The 16067-nt window shown below is 69.7% G+C and carries 11 protein-coding genes; 2 read left to right on the plus strand and 9 right to left on the minus strand.

The window, feature by feature from the left end:
• Window positions 1-2 precede the first annotated feature (2 nt).
• From KF837_20235 to KF837_20265, 7 genes are all read right to left on the minus strand, one after another.
• Window positions 3-1538, minus strand: a complete 1536-nt coding sequence (locus KF837_20235) for an AgmX/PglI C-terminal domain-containing protein (GenBank protein ID MBX3229659.1) — start codon at window positions 1536-1538, stop codon at window positions 3-5.
• 229 nt (window positions 1539-1767) lie between these two features.
• Window positions 1768-2262, minus strand: a complete 495-nt coding sequence (locus KF837_20240; protein ID MBX3229660.1) for a hypothetical protein — start codon at window positions 2260-2262, stop codon at window positions 1768-1770.
• A gap of 129 nt (window positions 2263-2391) precedes the next feature.
• Complete coding sequence (locus KF837_20245; protein ID MBX3229661.1) at window positions 2392-3813, minus strand: ferritin-like domain-containing protein; 1422 nt, start codon at window positions 3811-3813, stop codon at window positions 2392-2394.
• 138 nt (window positions 3814-3951) lie between these two features.
• Complete coding sequence (locus KF837_20250) at window positions 3952-4542, minus strand: hypothetical protein (GenBank protein MBX3229662.1); 591 nt, start codon at window positions 4540-4542, stop codon at window positions 3952-3954.
• Window positions 4543-4726: 184 nt separating this feature from the next.
• The gene (locus KF837_20255; protein MBX3229663.1) at window positions 4727-5905 is read right to left on the minus strand and encodes a lipid-transfer protein; all 1179 of its coding nucleotides are present in this window, start codon (window positions 5903-5905) and stop codon (window positions 4727-4729) included.
• Between the two features lie 120 nt (window positions 5906-6025).
• Window positions 6026-9043 (minus strand): SDR family NAD(P)-dependent oxidoreductase, encoded by a 3018-nt coding sequence (locus KF837_20260; protein ID MBX3229664.1) that lies wholly within the window; start codon window positions 9041-9043, stop codon window positions 6026-6028.
• Between the two features lie 332 nt (window positions 9044-9375).
• Window positions 9376-9660, minus strand: a complete 285-nt coding sequence (locus KF837_20265) for a hypothetical protein (protein MBX3229665.1) — start codon at window positions 9658-9660, stop codon at window positions 9376-9378.
• 20 nt (window positions 9661-9680) lie between these two features.
• Between KF837_20265 and KF837_20270 the strand changes: the two genes are divergently transcribed.
• Window positions 9681-10109, plus strand: a complete 429-nt coding sequence (locus KF837_20270; protein ID MBX3229666.1) for a hypothetical protein — start codon at window positions 9681-9683, stop codon at window positions 10107-10109.
• Window positions 10110-10113: 4 nt separating this feature from the next.
• Here KF837_20270 and KF837_20275 read toward each other — a convergent pair whose 3' ends face one another.
• Entirely contained in the window at window positions 10114-12921 is a 2808-nt protein-coding gene (locus KF837_20275; GenBank protein ID MBX3229667.1) for a hypothetical protein, read from the minus strand.
• Window positions 12922-12938: 17 nt separating this feature from the next.
• Window positions 12939-14222, minus strand: a complete 1284-nt coding sequence (locus KF837_20280; protein ID MBX3229668.1) for a hypothetical protein — start codon at window positions 14220-14222, stop codon at window positions 12939-12941.
• A gap of 407 nt (window positions 14223-14629) precedes the next feature.
• Here KF837_20280 and KF837_20285 point away from each other — a divergent pair, with 407 nt between their 5' ends.
• Entirely contained in the window at window positions 14630-16042 is a 1413-nt protein-coding gene (locus KF837_20285; protein MBX3229669.1) for a sigma 54-interacting transcriptional regulator, read from the plus strand.
• Window positions 16043-16067: the final 25 nt, after the last annotated feature.

The following is a 16067-nucleotide window of genomic DNA, read 5'->3' on the forward strand; positions in this document are numbered from 1 at the left end:
GATCACTCGCCGGGCGAGAACGTGATCGGGTAGCTGACCGTCACGATGCCGTTGTCCGGCTGGGGGAACGAGAGGTTCTGGAAGCTGCGGACGACGCAGCTCGTGACCTCCTGGTTCGGCATGTCCGAGCCGCCGTCCATCGACTGGTTGACCGAGCCGTCGCGGCCGATCACGAACTTCGTCACGACGCGCCCCTGGAGCGTGGGGTTGCCGCGGAGGCCCGCCTCGTAGCAGAGGCGGAAGCGACCGAAGTTCTGACGGACGATGCGCTGGATGACCTCGGCCGGGAGCTGGCCGTTCGTCGTGACCTTGCCCTCGCGCGGAGGCGGGGGCGCCTTCGCGACGTGGCCACCCCTGACCGGGCCGTGACCGTTGCCGATCCCGTCCTTGTCGCCCTTGCCGTAGCCCCACTTGCCCGGACCGCCGCCGCCGCCGCCGACCGTGTTGCCGACGCCGTCGATGCCGACGCCTTCACCCTTGCCGCCGCCGCCCTCGCCGGTGCCGGAGAGCGCGTAGCCGCTGCCCGCGACCTCGCCGATGTCGGAGCCGAAGAAGGCGCCGTGCGCGTTCATCGCCTCGGTGCCCATCGGCTCGTCGCCCCAGGGCGCGGTGTGACCGAGCTCGTTGTGCGCGGAGCGGAGCATGCCGACCATGCCCGAGTTGCGGATCTCGTTCAGCTCGTCCTGGCGCGAGAACTGCGAGCGGTCGTTCTTGCCCGCGAAGGCCATGTGACCCGCCGCCATCTTCGGGTTCGCGGTGCCCGCGGTGCCGGCCTCGCCCTTCGTCGGCTCGCCGCCCTGGCTGCCGCCGCCGTTCTCGTCCGCCGCCGCGGCCGCTTCTTCCTTGAGGCGGTCCTGCTCGCGATCGGCCGACGCGTCGAGGAGCGCCTGCATGCTGAGGAGCTGCTCGCGGCTGATGCCCTCCGCGTCGTCCGCGTTCATGCTCGGCATGAAGAGCGCCATCGCCGCGACGATCGCGGTGTGACCGACGAACGAGAGACCGATCGCCGCGGCCGCCCCCGTCGCGAGCGACGCGAGGAACCCGACCTTGAATTTCTTGCCCGCGCGCACCGCCGAGACGTCGAGCGTCACGCCTTCGATCTCGATCGAGACGCGCATGCCCTCGCGGACGTCGATCTCGTCGCCCGCCTGGAGCGGCGCGGGCGACTCACCGCGGTTCTTGACCGTCGCCGTCGCGCCGGCCGGGACCGACACGAACCACTGGCCGCCGCGGACGCCGACGACGTCCGACTTCATCGTGTTGGGGACGACGAAGTCGCCGCCCTCGCCGATCGAGAAGCCCTTGCCGGTCTCGAGGTGGTTCACGGAGAGCACCTGCGCGCCCCAGGTCACCTTCACCTCGACCGCGTCGAGGTGCGACTCGACCTCGTCGGCCGCGACCGCGGGACCGCTCTGGACGAGGGCGTACGAGACGTGCCCGGTCTCCTCGACCTCTTCGATCTCGAGCGGCTGCTCCTCGACGGTCGCGATGAACGGGTTGTACGGGCGGAACGGGTTGGCGAAGGACGAGGTGGTCATGATGGTTTCTTTGACGCAGAGCAGCAGCGCCGCTCTGCTCACGCAGGCAGCTGGGGGTTTTGGGAATGCGACTTCGCCTCGGGGGCGCTGTTTTCAGCGTCGTTCAGCGTCGTCGAGGAGGAGAGACAGGGCTCCCCGGGAAAGGTTCCCAAGATCCCTCGGTCACCCGTTCGGATGACGCCCAGACCGCGGTGCTACGCTGCAGAGACCGTGTCCACACACGTGACGCTCACTTCTTCGTCGTGATGCACATGACGGCGTAACGCGGCTCGGTGTCGTCGTCGGGCGGCGCGGCTTGGCTCTTGCGCTCGAAGCGGTAGGGGTCGGTGAAAGCGCCGGCGGAGACCCAGAAGTGGCGCGTCGTCGCGCGCGCGCGTTTGTCGCCGTCGAAGCGGATGCCGGAGGCGGTCATGCTCGCGTCGGGATCGTCGCGCACGGCGGCGATCTCCTTCGTGTTCGCGAGGCGCTGGTTCGCGCCGCACAGCGTCTTGCAGACGTCGGCCGCTTCGCTCCAGGGGAGGCTCGCGACGACGAAGCGACCGCCGCCTTCGTCCGTGACGATCACCGAGCGCCCCTTCGAGCCCTCGATCTCCTCGCACGATCGGCGGGCTTCGTCGCGCGAACGCGCGGGGAGGTAGTCGGTCGCGAGCGGCGCGTTCGAGTCGTCGTCGGGCTCGCCGCAGGCGACGAGCGCCAGCAAGCAAGGGACGACGACGCGAAGCATGGGGCTCGGTAGAGCAGCCGCCGTTCCAAGCGCGAGCGCGCGACGGCGTCCGCGATCGAGGACGATTTCACGATGCCCACCCCGGCCCCGGTCCAGGCCCGATCCAGCGGTGTAACGAGCGTGTTGCGGCTACGCAGCGAGCTCGCCGGTGAGACCGTCGAGGAGGATCCTCGTCTCGAACGCGCTCGGCACGCCGGCGATGCGACGGACCTCTTCGTGCGGCTCGACGCGAAGCGCGGCGCGGAGCTCCTCGGTCGCGCGCGCGCGCGCGTCGGCGAGGGCCGCGCGTTGCGACGGCGTGAGCTGCGGCTCGAGCCACGCCGCCACGTCGTGCGCGAGCTCCGCGTGGCGGACCTCGTCGCGAGCGATGCGCGCGAGGATCGGACGCAGCTCCGTCGCCGCCCGCTCCGCCTGGAAGAGCGCGACGACCGCGCCGTAGGTCTCGCGCACGCAGCCTTCGACCGCGTTCTCGAGCGCGATCGCGAACAGGTCGCGCGCGCCCGGCGCGTCGACGACGACGGGCGGTACGACGGCGCCGGCCTGCCGCGCGAGCGCGGACATCTCGCGTGCGTGCCGGATCTCGTCGGTCCGCGAACGCCGCGCGCGCGCGACGAGCGTGGCCGGAGCGCCGTGCGCGCGGAGCTCCGTTTCGAGCCGCCGAAACGCGACGACGCTCGCCGCTTCGAGGTGCGCCGCCTGCGCGAGGTAGGCGCGGAGGCCGCTCGCGGCGCCGCCGCTCAACGCGGCGAGCCCGTCCGGCCGCCGCCCGCACACGGCGCCGTCCGGCTCGAGCTGCGGATCGCGGTCGGGTCCGGTGACCGTCCCGTCCTTCGCGATCGTGAAGTGCCAGCGGTACTTGATGAAGGTGCCGCAGCCCACGCCAACGGCGAGGATCTCGTACGACCCGTCGGGGTTCTGCTTCCAGCCCGACTTCGCGGGCGTCGAGGTGCAGGTGAACGGGACGTTCCGCGTGAGGAGCAGCATGCGCGCCTCCTCGAGCGAGTCGATCGTTCCGAGGAACGCGCGGAGCTCCGCCTCCGTTCGCACCGCGCCGACCTCGTCGCCGCGGGTGTAGACGAGGAGCTCTTTCTCGACCTCTCCGTCGGGGACCAACGCGCCGATCGGATCGCCGTTCGTGGACCATCCGTCCATTGGCGAGCTCAACCCGAGCGTCTCGAGCGACGCCGTGCACGCGCCCTTGTCCGTCGCCGTCGCGCAGGCGGTCCCGACCTTGGCGGCGGCGCGCGCGGCGCCGAGACCGCCGTCCGCGTCGAGCACCTGCCGGCGAAGCTCGAGGTAGTCGACCGGCGTAGCGGGCGTCAGCGCCGGCGCGATCCCCGCGAGCGGCGGCGAACACTGGTAGTCATCGGCGGCGAACACCCCGCTGCCGCCACTGCCGCTCGTGCTGCTGCCGCTACTGCTACTGCTGCTCGTGCTCGTGCTCGAGACCGTGCTCGGCGACGCAGGCTCCGTCTCACCGTCGCAGGCAAGACCGGAGGCAGCCGACGACGCGAGCGCGAGCGCAGCGACCTGTCGAAGACGGACAAGCATGGACGACCTCATCGCGAAGGCACGAGCCTCGCACGCCCCGTACCCGCGACGAACGCACGAAATCCCCGCCGTTCCGCTGTGCCACGAGCCGTCGTTGGCACACCCACACGATCCGCCGATCGCGGTGTCGCGCCCGCGTCACGCGAAGCCGACAACAACATGCGGAGCGAGCGCATCGAGGAGCGCCGCGGCCTCGCGCGCGCTCGGGACGCCGGCGACGCGATGCACGTCGGCGTCGGGCTCGTGGGCGAGCGTGGAGCGCAGCGCGAGGAAGGCCTCGGCGCGCGCGGCGGCGGACCATCCGCCGGAGACGCCGAAGTCGGAGTGCGGGGGCGCGTCGAGCGCGCCGAGCGCGGCGACGCACGCGTCGCGATCCGTCGCCGTCGCGCAGGGAACGCCCCACTGCTCCGTCGCGACGCCCGGGCCCGCGTCGAGCTCTCCGGAGGCGAAGGTTCGCGTTCGCAGCTCGACGTAGTCCACCGGCTCGGCGAGCCGAAGGCCCTCGAGCGGCGACGGAAGCGGCGGCGCACAAGCGAAGGTCGCCTCTTCACGGAAGACGGCGGGCACCACGAGCGGCGGAGGAGTGGGCGGCGGATCGACGACGAACGTGGGGCTGACGTCGGGGCTCTCCGCGGAGCGCGGCGGGTCGGCGTCCGAACATGCGGCCGCGCCGGCCCCCGACGCCAGCGTGAGCGCGACCATTCGTTGAAAACGCAGCGCGAGCTTCACGGCGGAAGATCAATGAAAGCACATTCCACGCCGCTCCCACCTTCCACAAAACACCGCCGCCCTCACGACCTGTGCCAGCCAAGCGTGGCACAAGCCGGAAGACGCTGTCGCGGCCGAGCGAGCGCGCTCCGTCGGCCGCCGTCGGCCGCCACGACGCGCGCGCCGACGAGGACGGACGGGGTGCTCAGTCGGCGCGGTACATCGTCATGACGCAGGCGCCGCCTAGGCCGAGGTTGTGTTGGAGCGCGATCTTTGCGTCCTTCACCTGGCGTTTGTCGGCGGTGCCGCGGAGCTGCCAGACGAGCTCGGTGCACTGTGCGAGGCCGGTCGCGCCGAGGGGGTGGCCTTTCGAGAGGAGGCCGCCGCTTGGGTTTGTCACGAATTTGCCGCCGTACGTGTTATCGCCTGCTTCGATGAACTTCTCGGCTTCCCCCTCCTTGCAGAGGCCGATCGCCTCGTAGGTGAGGAGCTCGTTCGCGGTGAAGCAGTCGTGGAGCTCGACGACGTCGACGTCCTCCGGACCGACGCCGGCTTGGTCGTAGACCTTCTTCGCGCACGCCTTCGCCATGTCGAAGCCGACCATCTTGATCATCGAGTCCTCCTTGAAGGAAGAGTCGAAGTCCGTCGTCATCGCCTGGGCCGCGATGTAGACCGGCTTCGTGATGCCGTGCTTCTTCGCGAACTCGTCGGAGCAGAGGATCGCCGCGGCTGCGCCGCAGGTGGGCGGACAGCACTGGTAGCGCGTGAGCGGATCGAACACGTCGGGCGAGGCGAGGACCTCCTCGATCGTGAGCTGCTCCTGGAACATCGCGTACGGGTTGTTCGCGGCGTGCTTGCGCGCCTTGCTGCTGATCGCGGCGAAGGTCTCCCGCTTCGTGCCGTACTTCCAGCGGTACTCGCGGCCCGCGCCGCCGAACATCTGCGCCGCCGGCGGCGCGGAGCTGAAGCCCTGCACCTTGCTCATCAGGTTCGCCTGCCACTCGAGCGGGTTCGTGCGATCGGTGAACTTGGAGCCGAGCGCGCCCTTCTCCATCTTCTCGAAGCCGAGCGCGAGCACGCACTCGTAGAGACCGCCCTGGATCGCCTGCGTCGCGAGCATGAGCGCGGTCGAGCCGGTCGAGCAGTTGTTGTTCACGTTGAAGACCGGGATGCCGGTGAGCCCGAGCTCGTAGACGGCGCGCTGCCCGCAGGTGGAGTCGCCGTAGACGTACCCGACGTACGCGGATTGGACCTCCTTGAAGTCCACCTTCGCGTCCGCGAGCGCGGCCTTCGCCGCGTTCACCGCCATCACGTTGTACTCGTCGCTCGCGCCCGGCTTCTGGAACTTCGTCATGCCGACGCCGATGACATTGACCTTACGCATGATGAACCTCTTCAACGCAGGGGCTCCGCCCCTGCACCCCGCTCGCGGGACTCGCAGAAATTCGCGAAGGCGCGAATTTCCGACCGCCCGCTCGCTTGTAAACGACCACCATCAGCACCATCAGACCAGACCCTTGAAGAACGTGAGCTTGTGCGCGACCCGAGGGTCGCCGTCGATTCGCACGCGTCCGTGCATGTAGAGATCGCGGAGCGACTCACCCTTCGCGAGCGCGACCAGCGTCTCGTCGTCGAGCGTGAGCGTCGCCGCCGCGCCGGAGGGCTTCCCCTCCGTGATGGCGCCGGCGCCCGTGAGATCGAGCAGCCACGACGCCGTCCCGACCACGAGCCCGACCTTCGCGCCGACCTCCTTCGCCAGGTTCGGCGTCTTCGCGAGCCGCTCGCCGAGCGCCTTCACGATCGCGGGGGCCTGCGACGGAGCCGCCGCCGCCGGTGCCGCGGCCTTCGCCGCAGGCGCCGCGCCGCCACCGCCCGCCGCCGCACCGCCACCGGAGCCGCGGAGCTTCGCGACGACCTCGGCGCCGCGCTTCGGATCGATCTTCTTCAGGAACATGAGCTTCTGCGAAGCCATCACGTCGCCCGAGATCTTGAGCTTCTTGTCGGTCCAGAGCTTCATCGGATCGGCCTTCCCCGCGACCATCGCGCGGAAGTCCTCGTCCGAGAGATCGAGCACGCAGTCGCCCGCCGTGCCGCCCTCGGTGACGGAGCCCTTGCCGTTCTTGAGGTCGAGCGTCCACGCCGAGTCGGGGCTCGAGAGGCGGAAGAGGAAGGTCTTCCCGATCTCGGCCGCGAGCCCGCCGTTCTGCTCGATGTGATCCCGAATGACCGCGAACGCCTCCGCGCTCGTCGGCTCACCCGACGGCGCCGCCCCCGCCGCCGCGGCCGCCGGAGCGCCGCCGCCCGCCGCGCGGAGCTTCGCGACGACCTCGGCGCCGCGCTTCGGATCGATCTTCTTCAGGAACATGAGCTTCTGCGAAGCCATCACGTCCCCGGAGATCTTGAGCTTCTTCTCCGTCCAGAGCTTCATCGGATCGGCCTTCCCCGCGACCATCGCGCAGAAGTCCGCGTCCGAGAGCTCGAGGACGCAGTCCGCCGACGAGCCGCCCTGCGAGACGCCGCCCTTCCCGTTCTTGAGGTCGAGCGTCCACGCCGAGTCCGGCCCGCTCAGCTTGAAGAGGAACGTCTTGCCGATCTCGGAGGCGAGCCCGCCGTTCTGCTCGATGTGATCGCGAATGACCGCGAACGCCTCCGCGCTCGTCGGCTCACCCGACGGCGCCGCCGCGGCCGCCGTAGCCGCCGCCGCCTTCTTCTTCTCCGGCGCCTTCGGGATCTCCTTGTAGAGCTCCACCGCCGCGTTGGAGATGACGACCTTGTCGCGCTCCTTCACCTTGCAGCGGAAGACGATCTTCTCGCCCTCCTTCCACATCTCCGTCACCAGCGTCTCGCCTGGGAACACGCTGTCCGAGAACCGGACCTTGATGCTCTTGAAGAAGCGCGGGTCGTCGTTCGAGAAGCTCTTGATGACGTGACGCGCGGCGAAGCCGAACGTGCAGAGGCCGTGCAGGATCGGCTTCTCGAAGCCGAACGCCTTCGCGAAGCCGGGGTCGACGTGGAGCGGGTTGATGTCGCCGGAGAGACGGTAGAGGAGCGCCTGCGACTCGCTGATCTTCTCCTCGACGATCGCGTCCGGCTTGCGGTCCGGCGCGACGTTGACCTCGGCGGACGGACCACGCTCGCCGCCCCAACCGCCCGCGCCGCGGACGAAGGTGGAGAGCTCGTTGTAGACGAGCTCGTTGCCGTCCTCGTCGAAGCTCGTGATCGCGGTGACGACGACGGCGCCCTTCCCCTTGTCCCAGATCTCCTTGATCTTCGCCTTGTGCGTGAGCTTCGCACTCGGCGGGAGCGGACGGCGGAGCTCCGTGTACTGCTCGCCGTGGAGGATGCGGTCGAAGCCGTAGTTCATCCCCGGCGCGGTCTCGCCGCGCTTGGCCATCTCGAAGACCATCGAGAGCGCGGGGACGACGCCGAAGGTCGGGAGCGCGCGGAAGCTCGCGTCGTTCTCGTAGAGGTACTGGAGCTCCTTCGGGTCCGTCGCCTTCGCGCCGGCGCCGACGCCGAGCGCGTAGAGCGCGAGGTCCTTCTCGTCGTAGGAGGACTTCTGTGGCGGGAACTCGTAGCCGAGCGCGGTATCGACGTCGATGAGGTCGTTGCCGCCGAGCGCCCTCGACTCGAGGTTCCCGAGGATCGGGCCCATCGACTCGTTGATGTTCGCGGGGTGCGTCGCCTTCTCGAAGCTCGTGATCTGGCTCCACGCCTTCTTCACCTGGTCCGGCGTGATGTCGCGACCGAGCTTGAAGAGCTTCCCTTCGGTGCGCTCCCAGCGGAGCTTCGTGAAGAGGCCGCCGCCGACCTCGAAGAGGCCGCCCGTCTCCTCGCAGCTCTCGTGCACGAGCCACGCGACGAGCGGCGACACGTACTCCGGCTTGAGCGCGTCGGTGATGTTCTTGGGGAGCACCGTCTCCGTGAGGCGCGAGCCCGCGATCGGCGCGATCGTGTTCACGAGGACGTTCTTCTTCTTGCCCTCGATCGCGAGCGTGTTCGAGAAGCCGACGAGGCCGAGCTTCGCCATCGCGTAGTTGGCCTGCCCGAAGTTGCCGTAGATGCCCGCCGCGCTCGCGGTGAAGATGATCCGGCCGTAGCCGGCCTCCTGCATGTGGTCCCACGCGGCCTTCGTGACCTTGTAGCTGCCGCGCACGTGCACGCGGTAGATGAGGTCCCAGTCGTCGTCGGTCAGCTTCTTGAACGAGGTGTCGCGGAGGATGCCCGCGTTGTTGATGACGACGTCGACGCGCTTCCACGTATCGAGCGCGGTCTGGACGATCTTGTCGCCGTCCTCGACCGAGTCGTAGTTCGCGACCGCCTCGCCGCCGGCCGCCTTGATCTCCTCGACGACCTTGTCCGCCGCGGCGCTCGACTTCCCGTCCCCCTTGCCGCTCCCGCCGAGGTCGTTCACGACGACCTTCGCGCCACGCGCCGCGAGCAGGAGCGCATGGGCGCGACCAAGACCGTTTCCTGCACCGGTGACGATCGCCACGCGCCCGTCGAAACGCAGATCAGACATCACGCACCTCGTTCTAGACGTTCAGAGCTAAAACTTTAGCGTACGAACTATCGGAGCACGAAACGTCCCCGTCAAGGCACGGGGCCCGCCCCGGCGGTCACAAGAACATGGTTCGCGAGGTACTCAGGAGTGGCTCCCCGCCGCGCCAGCATTCGTGCATAACGCTGCGCATTTTGTGGAGTCACTGCGCAACTTGCGCAGCGATTCGCGCAAGTTGCCGATCTCGTCACGCCGGTGTGGACGACGGACGAAGCCGTGACGATGCTCGCCTTCTCGATTCACGGAAGCGGCATGATCCCGGCCGGCTCCGCGTGCGCGCCCGGCAACGCCCGCTACGCCGTGTTTCCGAAGAGCAAGATGCTCTGGGTGACGGAGTGCGTGGGGCAGCCGTCGCGATCGCAAGAATGGAACGCGGGCCTGAGCGACGAGCAGTACACCGCGATCGCGATCGCGGCGCGCAGCGTCACCTTCTCGGAGAAGACGTCCTGCGACGTGCCCGATGCGTACGTCGGGATGACGGTGGCTCCCGTCATCGGCGCGACGTTCGCGAGCAGCGACGTACGCAGCGATCGGTTCGCGTGCGAGCCATCGTTCCTCTTCGCGACTGCGTCCGGCATCGAGAAGGTGATCGACATCGGTGGGCGGGGCGGGTGCCACGCCGGCCGGCTCGCGGTGTGTCGCCGGCGCGGCGACCTACATGTACACGGAGCGACCGGACGGAAGCGCCCACCTCCACACGACGTCATGCGATCCGACCGACGACCAACCGGACGCGTTGCTCACGCCTAGCTACCACTCGCACGCGATCGACGCCGCGACGAAGGAACGCATCACGAGCACGCTCGCGCAACATCGCACCGTCTCGAGGGCCCGCTGCACCCCGGGCGCGAGGTACGAGCACGCGGTCGTCATCGGCGACGACGAGAACCGGAACGCCAGGGTCCTGACCGTCACCGATGACGACAGCGCGTGTGTGTTGTGGAGCGATCGCACGTTCGTCGACCTCGCGCCCGTCCGCGCGCTCTTCGAGGAGCTCGCGGCCGCGCCCGGCCCTTCCACGCCGTAGCGCGTTACGGCGCGCAGAAGCTGCCGCCGTTCGGGCCGAGCGCGGGCTCGGCGAGCGGCGCGGCCGCCTCGTCGATCGAGAGGAGGAACTGCACGAGCGCGGCGACCTTCGCCTCGCGGTCCGGCGTGCCCGGCGCGAGGAAGCCGCTCTTCAGCGCCTCGCGATGGACCTCGAACGGCGACGCGAGGAGCGCCTCGAGCGTGCGGACCTGACCGGCGTGGAGGTACGGCGCGCCGACCGTCATCGAGAGGAGCGACGGCACGTTGTACCCCTTGCCGTCGAGCTCGTTGCCCTGGCCCGGCGTCGCCATGTCCTGCCGCAGCTCGGCGACGCCGACCGCGGCCTCCGCGACGCCGAAGGTGCCGACCGGACGCAACGCGCAGATCATCGAGTCGAGGCCGCCGTTCGTGCCGTTGTAACGCATGTTCTGGTTGAGCGGCGTCACGGCCGGGAGGAGCGAGGGCGGATAGCTCGCGGCGAGGACCGCCGCCGACCACGAACGGTCCTTGAGCGCGTTGTTGACGGCGTTGGTGGAGTCGGGCGTGTAGAAGACCTTCGACGTCGTCCACTTCGGTCCGCCGTGACAGCCCTGGCAGTTGCCCTCCTGGAAGAGCGCGCGCCCCTGATCGACCTTCGCCGCGTCGAGCGTCGATGGGCGCTTCGGCGATCGGATCGACTTGAAGAACGCGGTCACCTGCGCCCAGTCGTCGACGACGCACGCCTCCGCGAGCGAGCCGGGGTTCGCCGGATCGGCCGCCTGCGCGGAGGAGCCGGCGAGGCCCGCCTGTCCGATGCGATCGATCGCGATGCGGTTCACGGGATCGAGCGCGCCGTTCTTCACGATCGCGCCGACGCCGCCCATCGTGCCGCGGATCGCGCCCATCTCGTGATCGCTCACCTCGTCCTGGACCGCGGTCCAGTTGTGGAAGCGGCTGTCGTTCGGGTTCTTCGAGTCGAAGGTCGCGTCGAGGCTGTTCGGCTGACGCGCGCCGCGCGGAAAGAACCACGTCACGTTGTCGGAGAGCGCGTCGACGTGACAGCTCTCGCACGCCGCCCACGCCTGGCCGCGGAGCGACCAGCGGCCGAGCCCCGTCGCGAAGAGGCGCTCGCCCTCGAGCCTCGTCTTCGCGACCGGATCGGTCGGGAGATCGCTCGACGACACGACGTTCGGCGTGCCCTCGCTCCGGCCGGCGAGGTCCTGCGCCTCGAGATCGAGGACCGCGACGTTGCGCGTGTTCTCGCCGTTCACGAAGGCGAAGCGCTTCGTCGAGCCCTCGGTGTGCGTCTTGAACGCGACCGCGATGCCGGTCGGCAGGCGCCCGATGCGCGAGGCGTCCACCCCGGCGGGGGTGAGGTTGATGAACGGCGCCTTCGGATCGCCGACGCCGTCGATCGTGCTCGCCTCGTAGGTGGCGTTGAAATCGACGCGGAAGACCGCGTCGGCGCCCTTCGCCGGGAAGTAGGCGGTGACGGTGCCGGGCACGAAGCCGACGTCCATCGCCGTGAGCGGCATCCGCCGGTTGCCGTCGTTCGGGACGTTGCGCGCGTCGAAGCTCGTCTCGAATTCGCGCGCGAGGTTCACCGTCGCGATCGTCTTCGCCGCGCCGAGGTCGATGATGGAGACCGCGGGCGCGAGCGTCGTCTTGACGTTCGCGGTGTTGGGCGCGCACACGAACGTCGTCGTGTTGCAGACGCCGCCATTCGCGCCGCACTGCGCGTTCGTCGTGCAGTTCGTCGTGCACTTCCCCGCGACGCACGAGCCGGCGAGCGCGCCGGGGCACGCGCCGTCGTCGATGCAGTCGGCCGCCGCAGGTCCGGTGAACGGGCCGCCCGGACCCTTCGGCGAAGCGCAGATCGAGGACACGTAGCCGAAGGAGCCCTGGATGTTGATCGACAAGAGCTGGTTCGGGAAGCAGCCCGCGGTGCCGTTCTTGTGGTCCTTGAAGCCGAGGTCCGCGAGCGGTGGGAGCTCGATGATCGTCACGTCGTTCGGGTCCTTCACCGGGATCGCGTAGACGACGCCGACCTTCGCGACGTCCGCGTTCGAGCCGTCGGCGAGGAGCGGCACCTTGTGCTGGGCGTAGAACTCCGTCACGTAGACCGTCTCGTCGGCGTCGAGGTTGTTGCCGTTGTTCGTGATCGCGACGCTGCGCGGGTGCGAGAGCGCCGGGCGCGCCGCGACCGCGCCGAGGAGCCCCGACGCGGCGAGGGTGGCGTTGAGGTCGACCGTCGACTTCAACGTCATCGCCTCCGTGTCGACGACGAAGACGGTGCCGTCGATCCAGTTCGCGATCCACGCCTGATCGCCCATTGGCGTGAGCGCGATGCCGGTCGGCTCGGATCCGGTCGCGAGCGACGGACCGAGCTTCGGGGCGCCGCCGAGGTCGTCGATGCGCACGACCTTCTGCTCGATGCGCGAGAGCGCGAGCGCGAAGCGGCCGCTCGGATGCACCGCGACGTTCGAGACGTCGCCGCCGACGGGGAGCTCGGCGGACTTCGTGAGGACGGGGCTCCCCGACGCCCAGTCGATCGCGAAGACCGAGACGGTGCCGGCCTCGCGGTTGGCGACGACGGCGTGGCTGTCGTCCGGGGTCAACGCGATCGACGAGCCGTGCGTCGGCAGCGGGGAGGGCTTCCGCGGCGGCTCGGCCTGCACGTCGTCGCCCGGCGCGGCGTCGTCGCCACCTCCGCCGCCGTCGTTCGTGACGCCGGGTCCGGCGCCGGGCCCGGAGTCGTCGTCACCACACGCCTGAAGGATCGCACAAAGGGCGGCGAACGCGGGCGCGAGCCGCGCCCAACGATAGGAAGTCATCTGGTCTTTGCTCCGGTCTAGAGGGACTCGAGGAACGCGATGAGGTCTCCCTCTTCGTCGCGGCTGAGCCACGTGTCGAAGAAGCGCTCGTAGTGTTTGACGACGTCCTTCAGCGACTTCGCCGAGCCGTCGTGGAAGTACGGCGCGCGCGAGGCGAGCCCCCGCAGCCCGGGCACCTTGAAGCGGTTCACGTCCGCGAACTGCCCGGTGATCATCGCGCGGCCGGGATCGGTCGTGACGATCACGTTGGCCGGGTTCGAGATCTGGCGCACGCGATAGAGCGGGACGTCGCGGTTCCAGCGGTTCGCGGCGCTCACGCCGACGTCGAAGAACGCGAAGCGCGTCGACGAGCCCACGTTCGGCGCGTTGTGGCAGCCGCTGCACGTGCGGTCGCGGTTCGGGCCGAGCTTCTTCTCGTTGAAGATCTTCTGGCCCGCGGCGACGCGCTCGCGGTCGGTCTCCGCGCAGCGACGGCGCCAGCGGGAGTCGCGGCGGCGCGCCCACGCGTCGAACAGGTCGAAGACCTTCGGCGAGAACGCGCTCCCCGAGTTGTCGTCGATCGCGAACGGGAGCGTGAGCAGCGGAACGGGCCCGCCGTCCGCGCCGCGCTGGTCGAGCCATCCGGCGTCCTCGTGCTTCACCTGCGCGGTGACGAGCGAGAGCTCGAAGTCGACGATCGCGGCCCGCGTCGCGTCGTCGATCGCCGCGCCTTGCGCGTGGCCCGTCGTCGCGCCGTTCGACTGGTTGAGGAGGCCCGGCCGCATGTCGGTGAGGTCGGGTGTGTTGCGGCCGTCCCAGTTGATCGCGGCGGTGAAGCGGAGGTTCGTGGTGGGGAGCGGACGGCGGAAGAAGGAGACCTGCCCGTTCGTCGGCGTGAGCACGTTCGAGCTCCGCGGGTCCGCCACGATCTCGACCTCGATGTCCCAGGTCGGCACCGGCCGCGTCTGCGGGAGGCCGACGCGGATCGTGCCGCGCGTGAGGAGGTTCTTCGAGGCGGCCTTGCGCTCCGCCTTCGTCGCGTTCGGGGCGGTCGGAGAGTCGGCGCCGTCGAGGCGGTTGAACACCGGGTCGAGGCCGTTGGTCGCGTCGAAGCGCGCGCGCATGTTCTCCGGCGTGATCGTCCAGCCGGCCTCGGCGACGTGGCACGAGCCGCACGAGCGGCCGTTCGTGCCGAGCGACGCGAAGAAGGGGTTCGAGAGATCGATCTTGCCGGTCGGCGTCGCGCTCTGGACCTTGCCGGAGTCGTTCCGGATCGGCGCGAGCATCTGCCGCGCCGTGAGCGCGTCGACCGCGGTCGACACCTCTTCGTCGTCGTCATCATCTCGATCGTCACTGCACGCGACGGAACCGAGAGCACAGAGGAGAGCGAGACCCGTGACGGCGTGGACGGTGTTCAATGGAGCCTCCATTCGCGGATTGGGGCGAGCCGAGTGCGGCTCCGTGCACTCGGCGCGCCACGCGGGCAGGCGCGATTTCTTCGGGCGGGGCAGAGAGAGCTGAAGCGGGGGCGATCCCGCAATGCGGGGAGGCGCCCGCTACCGATTGCTGGATCGATCCAGCAAGGCGGAGGAGCACCCCGCGCGGGTGCCGACGAGAAGCATCAGCACTGATGCGTAAAACCCGTTTTTCTCGTTAGTCCACCATTGCACACCTGTCCGACATCGAAGGCGACCGCGGTGAGCATCGAGTTTGCACCGAGGGCTCCCTCGTGACCGACGACCTCTTCGCCCACGAGGCCACGCGAGCGAAGCACGCGAACCCGCTCCATATCGAGAAGCTCCGGGCCGCGGTCGAGACGGGGCGCCTGCGCATCATGATCGAGCGCGCAGCCGGGCGGACCGGCGCGCAGGAGCTCGTCTACGAGGGGGACCTCTGCCGGATCGGCTCGCACGTGTCGAACGACGTCGTCGTCGAGGACCCCACCGTCTCGCGCTTCCATTGCCGCATCGCGCGCGGCCGCAGCGGCTGGACCGTCGTCGACTCCGGATCGACGAACGGCACCCGCATCAACGGCGTGAAGGTCCTCTCCGCCGAGCTCGAGGACGAGGGCGTGATCTCGCTCGGCGACTCGATCCTCCGCGTGCGCCCGGACGGCCGTCGCGTGCTGCCGGAGGTGCCGGTGTTGCCTTCGTTCGGCGCGCTCGTCGGCGGCTCCGGCGCGATGCAGCGGCTCTTCGACATCCTCGAGCGCGTCGCGTCGAGCGAGATCGACGTGCTGATCCAGGGAGAGAGCGGCACCGGCAAGGAGCTCGTCGCGACCGAGGTCGTGCAGCGCAGCCCGCGCGGCGGGGGGCCGCTCGTCGTCGTCGACTGCGGCGCGCTCTCGCCGTCGCTGGTGGAGAGCGAGCTCTTCGGCCACGTGCGCGGCGCGTTCACCGGCGCCGACCGCGACCGCGAAGGTGCGTTCGAGGCGGCCGACGGCGGCACGGTGTTCCTCGACGAGATCGGGGAGCTGCCCCTCGAGCTGCAGCCCAAGCTCCTGCGCGCGCTCGAGAGCCGCGAGGTCCGGCGCGTGGGACAGACGAGGACGATCGACGTCGACGTCCGCGTCATCGCGGCGACGCATCGCGATCTCGAGCGCGAGGTGAACCGCGGCCGCTTCCGCGAGGACCTCTACTACCGCCTCGCGAAGGTCGCGGTCCGCATCCCGCCGCTCCGCGATCGGCTCGAGGACGTGCCCGCGCTCGTGCGGAGCTTCCTCGCGGCGATGGGCGCGCGCGACGTCGACGGCGTCGTCTCCACCGTCTTCCCGTCCGACGTCCTCGCGCAGATGCAGAGCTACGAGTGGCCCGGCAACGTGCGCGAGCTCCGGAACTACATCGAGCGCCGCACCGTCCTCGGCGACGTGCTCCCGCCGCGGCGCGTGGCGGAGGCGGCGCACGAGCGCGCGCCGTCGTCGCGTCCGTCCGAAGACGAGCCGGCGCTCCCGTTCCGCGCGGCGAAGGAGCGCGCGGTCGAACAGTTCGAGCGGTCGTACATCGAGCCGCTCCTCGAACGAGCGCAAGGCAACGTCAGCAAGGCCGCGCGGGAGGCAAGGATGGACCGCATGTATCTGCACCAGCTCGCGCAGAAGTACGGGATCCGAACGGCGCCGAAGAAGGCGGCAGGAGCAGGCACGTGAAAGCGGCGGAAGAAGAAGACGGAGA

It is taken from the genome of Labilithrix sp. (genome assembly GCA_019637155.1).
Lineage (GTDB): Bacteria > Myxococcota_A > Polyangia > Polyangiales > Polyangiaceae > Labilithrix.